At 73.8% G+C, this 7,805-nt stretch carries 4 protein-coding genes; all 4 read right to left on the reverse strand.

Features of this window, described 5'->3' with window-relative positions:
- Positions 1-201: 201 nt before the first annotated feature.
- Positions 202-2,985: an aconitate hydratase gene (locus tag ND748_RS15815; protein WP_251746571.1), complete on the reverse strand. Its 2,784-nt coding sequence runs from the start codon at positions 2,983-2,985 to the stop codon at positions 202-204.
- A 308-nt stretch (positions 2,986-3,293) separates the two neighbouring features.
- Complete coding sequence (locus ND748_RS15820; protein WP_251746573.1) at positions 3,294-5,264, reverse strand: glycosyltransferase; 1,971 nt, start codon at positions 5,262-5,264, stop codon at positions 3,294-3,296.
- The gene (locus ND748_RS34080; RefSeq protein ID WP_285902185.1) at positions 5,261-6,214 is read right to left on the reverse strand and encodes a bifunctional 2-polyprenyl-6-hydroxyphenol methylase/3-demethylubiquinol 3-O-methyltransferase UbiG; all 954 of its coding nucleotides are present in this window, start codon (positions 6,212-6,214) and stop codon (positions 5,261-5,263) included. The genes ND748_RS15820 and ND748_RS34080 overlap by 4 nt, the downstream gene beginning before the upstream one ends.
- A partial coding sequence (locus tag ND748_RS15830) for a lipopolysaccharide biosynthesis protein (protein WP_251746572.1) occupies positions 6,214-7,805 on the reverse strand: 1,592 nt, incomplete at its 5' end. The genes ND748_RS34080 and ND748_RS15830, both read right to left, overlap by 1 nt.

Below are 7,805 nucleotides of genomic sequence, written 5' to 3' on the forward strand. Positions count from 1 at the left end.
GTTGGGCCGCGCTTTTCGGCCGCAGAAAGTAAGATCCGCGCGCCCCGCGTGGCCCCCCCCCGCGGCCGGCCCGGGCTGGCGGGGCGGCGGAAGCCCCCGCGCCGCCTGGGCCGGACGCCCCTCGGTCCGACGCAGGGGGCCAGCGCAGGACGCAGGGGGCTAGCGCACGACGCAGGGGGCCAGCGCAGGGCGCGCAGGGGGCTAGAGCAGCGAGCGCAGGACGTAGAGCAGGATGCCGCCGTGGCGGTAGTACTCCGCCTCGCCGGGGGTGTCGATGCGCACGACCGCGTCGAAGGACTTGTCCCCCGCGCGGACGGTGAGCGACGGCGTCTTCTCGTCGACGCTGGCCAGACCGGTGATCGTGAACGTCTCCTCGCCGGTCAGGCCGAGCGACTCGACCGACGCACCCACCGGGAACTGCAGGGGCAGCACGCCCATGCCGATCAGGTTGGACCGGTGGATCCGCTCGTAGGACTCCGCGATCACCGCGCGCACGCCGAGCAGCGCGGTGCCCTTGGCGGCCCAGTCACGCGACGAGCCCGAGCCGTACTCCTTGCCGGCGAGCACGACCAGCGGCACGCCCTCGGCGGCGTACTTCTGCGCCGCGTCGTAGATCGCCAGCTGCTCGCCGTCGGGCAGGTGCCGGGTGACGCCGCCCTCGGTGCCCGGCGCCAGCCGGTTGCGCAGCCGGATGTTGGCGAACGTGCCACGGATCATGACCTCGTGGTTGCCGCGCCGCGACCCGTAGGAGTTGAAGTCGCCGGGGGCGACGCCGTGCTCGGCGAGGTAGCGGCCGGCGGGCGAGTCCTTCTTGATCGAACTGGCCGGGGAGATGTGGTCGGTGGTGACCGAGTCCCCCAGCACCGCGAGCACGCGGGCGTCGATGATGTCGGTACGCGCCTCGGGCTTGGTCGCCATGCCCTCGAAGTACGGAGGGTGACGGACGTAGGTCGAGTCGTCGGCCCAGGCGAACGTCCGCGACACCTCGCCGCCGTCGCCGACCGGCAGCGAGCGCCAGCGCTCGTCGCCGGACAGGTCGGCGTAGTCCGCCTCGAACATCTCCGACTGAATCGCGTCGGCGACGACCGCGGACACCTCGGCCTCACTCGGCCAGATGTCGCGCAGGTACACCGGCTGGCCGTCGCTGCCGTGGCCGAGCGGGTCGGTGTCGAGGTTGATGTCCATCGTGCCGGCCAGCGCGTAGGCGACGACCAGCGGCGGGGACGCCAGGTAGTTCATCTTGACGTCGGGGTTGATCCGGCCCTCGAAGTTACGGTTGCCGGACAGCACGCTGACCACCGCGAGGTCGGCGTCGGTCACCGCCGCGCTGATCTCCTCCGGCAGCGGGCCGGAGTTGCCGATACAGGTGGTGCAGCCGAACCCGACCAGGTTGAAGCCGACCTTGTCCAGGTACGGCACGAGCCCGGCCCGCTCGTAGTAGTCCATGACCACCTTGGAGCCGGGGGCCAGCGTCGTCTTGACCCACGGCTTGCGGGTCAGCCCCTTCTCCACGGCATTGCGGGCCAGCAACGCCGCGCCGATCATGACCTGCGGGTTGGAGGTGTTGGTGCAGGAGGTGATCGCGGCGACCGCGACGGCCCCGTGGTCGATCTCCACCGTGGTGCCGTCGGCGAGGGTGACCGACGTCGGGTTGGCCGGACGGCTGGTGATGTCGCCGGCGACGGCGTTCACCGAGATCGGCGCGTCCGACGGCTTGTCCTCGAACGCCGCCGCCGGGTCGGAGGCGGGGAACGACTCGGCGTCGGCCTCGTCCGCGCCCCCGTTGGTGAACACCGAGGGCTGAGCGTAGTTGACCAGCGCAGCGCGGAACGCCTGCTTCGCGTTCGACAGCGGCACGCGGTCCTGCGGCCGCTTCGGCCCGGCCAGCGACGGCACGACCGTCGACAGGTCGAGCTCGAGGGTGGTCGTGTAGGCGGCCTCGCGGCTCGGGTCGTGCCAGAGCCCCTGCTCCTTGGCGTACGCCTCGACCAGCGCCACCTGCTCCGCCGAGCGACCGGTCAGCCGCAGGTAGTTCAGCGTCTCGTCGTCGATCGGGAAGATCGCGCAGGTGGAGCCGTACTCGGGGCTCATGTTGCCGATGGTCGCCCGGTTGGCCAGCGGCACGTTGCCGATGCCCTCGCCGTAGAACTCGACGAACCGGCCGACGACGCCGTGCCGGCGCAGCTGCTCGGTGATGACGAGGACCATGTCGGTGGCCGTCGTGCCGGCGGGCAGCTCGCCCGTCAGCTTGAAGCCGACGACGGTCGGGATCAGCATGCTCACGGGCTGGCCGAGCATCGCGGCCTCGGCCTCGATGCCGCCGACGCCCCAGCCGAGCACGCCCAGGCCGTTGATCATCGTGGTGTGGCTGTCCGTGCCCACCAGGGTGTCCGGGTAGGCCAGCGTGCCCTCGGGAGTGTCCTTGGTGAACACCACCCGGGCCAGGTGCTCCAGGTTGACCTGGTGCACGATGCCGGTGTTCGGCGGGACGACGGTGAAGTTGTCGAACGCCTCCTGGCCCCAGCGCAGGAACTGGTAGCGCTCCCGGTTGCGGTCGAACTCCAGCGCGGCGTTGAGCTCGAACGCGTCCGGCCGGCCGAAGTGGTCGGCGATGATCGAGTGGTCGATCACCAGCTCGGCCGGCGCCAGCGGGTTGATCTTCGCCGGGTCGCCCCCGAGGGCGGCCATCGCCTCGCGCATGGCGGCGAGGTCGACCACACAGGGAACGCCGGTGAAGTCCTGCATGATCACGCGGGCGGGGGTGAACTGGATCTCCTGGCTCGGTGCTGCCGCCGGGTCCCAGTTCGCCAGCGCCCGGACGTGGTCCGCGGTGATGTTGGCGCCGTCTTCGGTGCGCAGAAGGTTCTCCAGCAGCACCTTCAGGCTGTAGGGGAGTCGATCGGCCCCGGGCACCGCGTCCAGCCGCCTGATCGTGTAGGTGCGATCACCCACCGCGAGCGATCCGGTACTGCCGAAGCTGTCCATCGTTCTCCTCCTCGTGACCCGCCGTCCGTCACCCGCGGACAGCGGGGCTTGCCACCATGGTCGCGCCCCTGCGGCTACGCCTTGACGACGCCGCCGACGGCGGCTGGCGTACGCGCAGGGCCGCCCGCGGCGTCGGCCATCCTCGGCCGGCTCGTGTCCATCCTGGCATTTCCCGCCTTACGGGATCGCGCCCGAGGGGTTGTGACACAGCCGACGCGACCGCAGCCACCGAGGCTCGATCGGTCCCGCCCGTCGCGGCGGGGTTGCCGGATCCCACCGTACGGCGACCCGGGGGGACGTGCGACCATTTAATTAGCCGTGCTAACGATATCAGACGGATCCGCCGCGAGCTCCGCGGCAAACCGGTCGAGGAACACCTCCCGCTTACGCTGCGGGCTCATCGCCCCGGTGCCCACCGAACGGGCGAGCATCCGCCGCTCCCACTCCTCGACATCGGTCACCACCCGGGCCGGCGCCCCCGCGACCAGGGACCGCGCCGGCAGGTCGCGCATCACCACGGAGCCGGCGGCGATCACCACATCGGAGCCGATCGTGACGCCCGGCATGATGATCGTGTTCATCCCGATCGCCGTGTCGTTGCCGACCCTGATGGGCGCGACCACGTCGATGTCGGGATGTTCACGGCGCAGCCGGGTGGCGGCGCCGTCATGCGTGATGAACCGGACGCCGTCCGCGATGGCCACCCGATCGCCCAGCCTGATCAGGTAGGGCTCGGTGCCAAAGGTGGCGGCGGTGACCCCGATGAACCGGCAGTCCGCGCCGAGCCGCACCCCGAGGCTGCGGGCATAGCCCACCGGGTCGGTTCGCAGCAGATAGGTACGCAACCCCGCCCGTGCCGCCCGGCCGGGCAGCGCCGCCAACGGCGACAGGCGGACCCGGCCGGCCAGTGCCTCCCCGCCCGGCCGGCCCGTCCCGGGACGACGGATCGACCGGCGCGCAGCGGACGACGAAGACGACTGCGCCGGGTGCGACAACTGCGACGGCTGCGACGACTGCGCCGGGTGGGACGGCTGCGACGACGCCGGCTGGACCGAGAAGGGCTTCGGGGACGACGGGGACGGAGCCCGATGCAGCCCCCGGCGCGGCGTGTGCCGCACCCGGTCGGCGTGGTGCAGCGCCGCCACCACGTCCTGACTGAGCGCCCGGCGGTCGAGCAGCTTCTCCGCCCGCAGCCGGGCCGCCTCACCGCGGCGGCGGGCCGCGGGCGTGCGCCGGCTGGCAGCAGCCTCCTGCAGGGCGGCGCCCATCGCCACGGCGTCGCCGAGCCCGACGAGCCAACCGGTCTCCTCGTCGACCAGTTCCGGCAGCCCGCCGGCCGCGGTGGCGATCGAGGGCACCCCGCACGCGGACGCCTCGGCACCGGCACCATAGCTTTCCGACCACGACGACACGACGTTGACGTCCGCGGCGGCGTAGAACGGCCGGACGTCGGTGACGCTGTCGACCCAGCGGACCCCGTCGGCTCCGGGCAGTCGGGCGGCCCACGCCCGGATCTGCTCGCGGTAGCTTTCGCCGGCCTCGCCGTAGCCCCCGCCGAGCAGGATCAGCGTCCCGCGGCCGCCCCGCTCGGCGAAACGGGCCCACGCCGCGAGGAGCACCTCGTGCCCCTTCACGCCCTGGCCCGGATGGACCAGCCGCTTCGGTGGGTAGAAGTACGCCACGCAGACCGCGACGAACTCGTCGCCGCCGAGGCCGAGCTCCGCCCGCGCCGCCCGCCGCCGCTCGTCGTCGGCCGGACTGAAGCGCTCCAGGTCGACGCCGTAGGACAGGGTGCGCATCCGGTGCGCCGGCAGTCCGAGGGCGGCGTACCGCCGGCGGATGTCCGCGCTGGACGCGATGAGCAGGTGGTCGAGCCGGCACAGCACCCGCTCGACCCACCGGATCAGCGTGTTGTCCAGGTAAAGCGGGCCCGCGACCATGTACACCCGGGTGATCCGGGTACCCAGCGTGGCGAGCCGGACCACCAGTGCCGACGCGTACAGGTGATAGTGCACGACGTCGACGCCGAGCTCGCGCAGCCTCGCCCGCAGGCGGACGATCCCGACGAGCTGTGCAGCCGGCGACGCGCCGCGACGGGGAGCCGGGCTCTCGACGACCTCGATCCCCAGCGCCGTCAGCTCCCGCGCCACCCGGCTGTCGGTGTGGTCGGGCGCGGGCAGCAGCACGACCACCTGGTCGCCGGACTCCCGCGCGGCGAGCACATGCGGAATGAGCCACAACGGCCCGTCCCCGGTCTTGACCAATGTGGCGATCTTCATGCGGAACGGTCCTTCCGGGTCGTGGACAGCTCGGCGGCGGGCGCCGCCGCAGGTCTCGGGACGCGAGGCGTGGCCGGCCGGCGGGCCACCCACAGGCAGGCCCGGCCGGACAGGTAAGCCGCGCCGGACAGGTCGAGGGCGGCCTCCAGCGGCCGCAGGCGCGGGCGGGGAACGCGGGCGGACACGGCCCGGCCGGCGGCGGTGAACTCCAGCACCGTGGCCAGCGCGCCGTAGGGATGCGCCCGCACCTGCTCGAAGCCGACGGCGCGCAGCACCGCGGACAGCTCCGCCGGGGTGAAGGCGTACTGGTAGAACGCCCCAGCCCCCACCCCCGCAGGTGGCAGTGGCAGCCAGACCGGCCCCTCGCCCGCGCCACCGACCCCCGCGCCACCGACCCCGGCGCCACCGACCCCGGCGCCACGGCCCAGGGTGCGCAGCAACGGGCTGAAGCACGGCGTGGAGACCAGCGCGATCCCGCCCGGTCGCAGCACCCGCAGGGTCTCGCGCAGCACCTCCTGCGGGCCGTCCTCGAAGTGCTCGCACACGCCGGGCGAGTAGACGGCGTCGTACCGGCCGTCGGGCACGTCGAGCCAGCGGACATCCCCCCGCCAGACGCGGATCTCGGGAGCGGCCGCGCGCAGCCGCTCGACTGTCCGCGGTGCCCAGTCCACCGCCTCGGCGACGAATCCCCGCGCCGCCATCGCGACGCTGAAGTGCCCGGGCCCGCACCCGGCCTCCAGGACCCGGCCGCCCGGCCGCAGGTGGCGGCGGACCGCCCGGCGCTGATGGAGCGGGAGATGGCCGGCGCGGGCACGGCGGTAGTCCGCGGGCTGGGCGTCCCACCGCTCGTCCCAGTAGGCGGCGTCGGCTGCCTGTCGGTAGAACACCAGCCGCCCGCCGTGGGCGGTCGGCTCGACGACGAGAGTGTCGCGCGCCGGCTGTGGTGCCATCAGGGCATCCCCTTTCCGAGGACTGTCAGCGGCTCGTCACCGCCGGGCTCGCGCGGTTGGCCTGGTCCGGACGGACTTGGCGCGGTCGGCCGCGCGGTCGGCCGCACGGTTGGCAGCACGGCCGGCAACGCGGTTGCCAAGGCAGTTGGCAGCGCGGCCGGCCGCCCGGCTGGCAGCGGGCCGGGAAAGGCCGGTGGGGCGTCGAGCTCCCCCCGCAACGCGCGGCGGGCCAGCGCCGTCATGACCGCGTAGGCGAGCATGCTGCCGATCGCGGCGCCGACGGCGCCCCGCCAGGGCACGAGCACCGGGTAGGTCGCCAGCGACACGGCCAGGCCGAGCAGCCCGGCGCCACCGGCCGCGCGGGTCCGGCCGAGGCCGGTCAGCGCCCGGCACTCGACCAGGAACGGGGCCAGCAGGAGCTCGGCGAGCAGCAGCAGGCGCATCGGGGTGACCGCCGCGGCATAACCAGACCCGAACAGGGTTCGCACCAGCCACGGCGCGACGACCGCGAGGGCGCCCGCGGCGACCAGCAGGATGGCCAGCAGGCCGCGGGTCACCGTCCGCAGCGCCGCGCGGGACAGAACACCCCTCGCGGCACGGTGGAAGACCACCTGGCCGACCGAACCGGGCAGCAGGCGCAGCGCCTCGCCGCTGGCGGCGGCGATCGAGTACACGGCGGCAGCGCCGGCGCCGCCGAAGGCCGCGACCAGCAGCCGGTCGAACCGGAACGCCATCGTCGCGCCCACGTTGAGGCCGAGCGCGGGGACACCCTTGACGACCAGCAGCCGCCAGGCCCACGGGTCGGCCCGCGGCCGCACCGACAGCCCCAGCCGGGCCAGCGCCGCCACCCCCGTCACCGCCTGCGCGGCCCAACACAGCGCGAGGATCATCAGGATGTGCTGCAGGGATGGCTGGTGCGGGCCGGCGAGCAGCAGCCCGAGCTGGGCGAGCCCGGTGGCAGCGACGAGCCCGGCGGCCAGCACGATCGAACCGGCGGCGTTGAGGGCGTCGAGCACCTGCACGGCGAGCAGGTTCGCGGCGGCGAGGACGGCGATCGCGAGCGTCAGACCGGTGTCTGTCCGCGCCCCGCCGGACAGGTGGATCACCTGCAGCGACGCCGCGGTGATCAGGACGGTGGCAGGTGGGGTCGCGGCGAGGGACAGTCCCAGGTAGTCACCGAGGGACACGCGGGGGTCGCCCCGGCCGAAGTAATGCCGGAACGCGACGTTGGTACCGAGCCCGCCGACGAGCGAGCCGAGCGCGGAGACCGTCAGCAGGACCACCAGCGCCCCGCGCCCGCTCAGGGGCAGCATCCGCGCGGTGATCACCGCCTGGCCCAGGCTGGCGACGGCGGACAGCGCCAGCCACCCGGTGACCACCGCGCCGACCCGACCGATCCCGCGATAGGGGTGCGCCGCGCCCGCCCTCCGACCCGGCCTGGGCGGTGCGGGGTCCACCATCGTCCGCGACCCCCTGGCCGGCGCACCCAACGCCACCGCCGATTCGGACCACGCCGGCAGGGCCTGCTGCCCTGCCCACCCGGGTAGCCGCACCGACCGTGCCGGCGGCCGTCCGAGCTGCCCGAGCTGCC

Source organism: Frankia sp. AiPs1 (assembly GCF_023716945.1).
GTDB lineage: Bacteria > Actinomycetota > Actinomycetes > Frankiales > Frankiaceae > Frankia.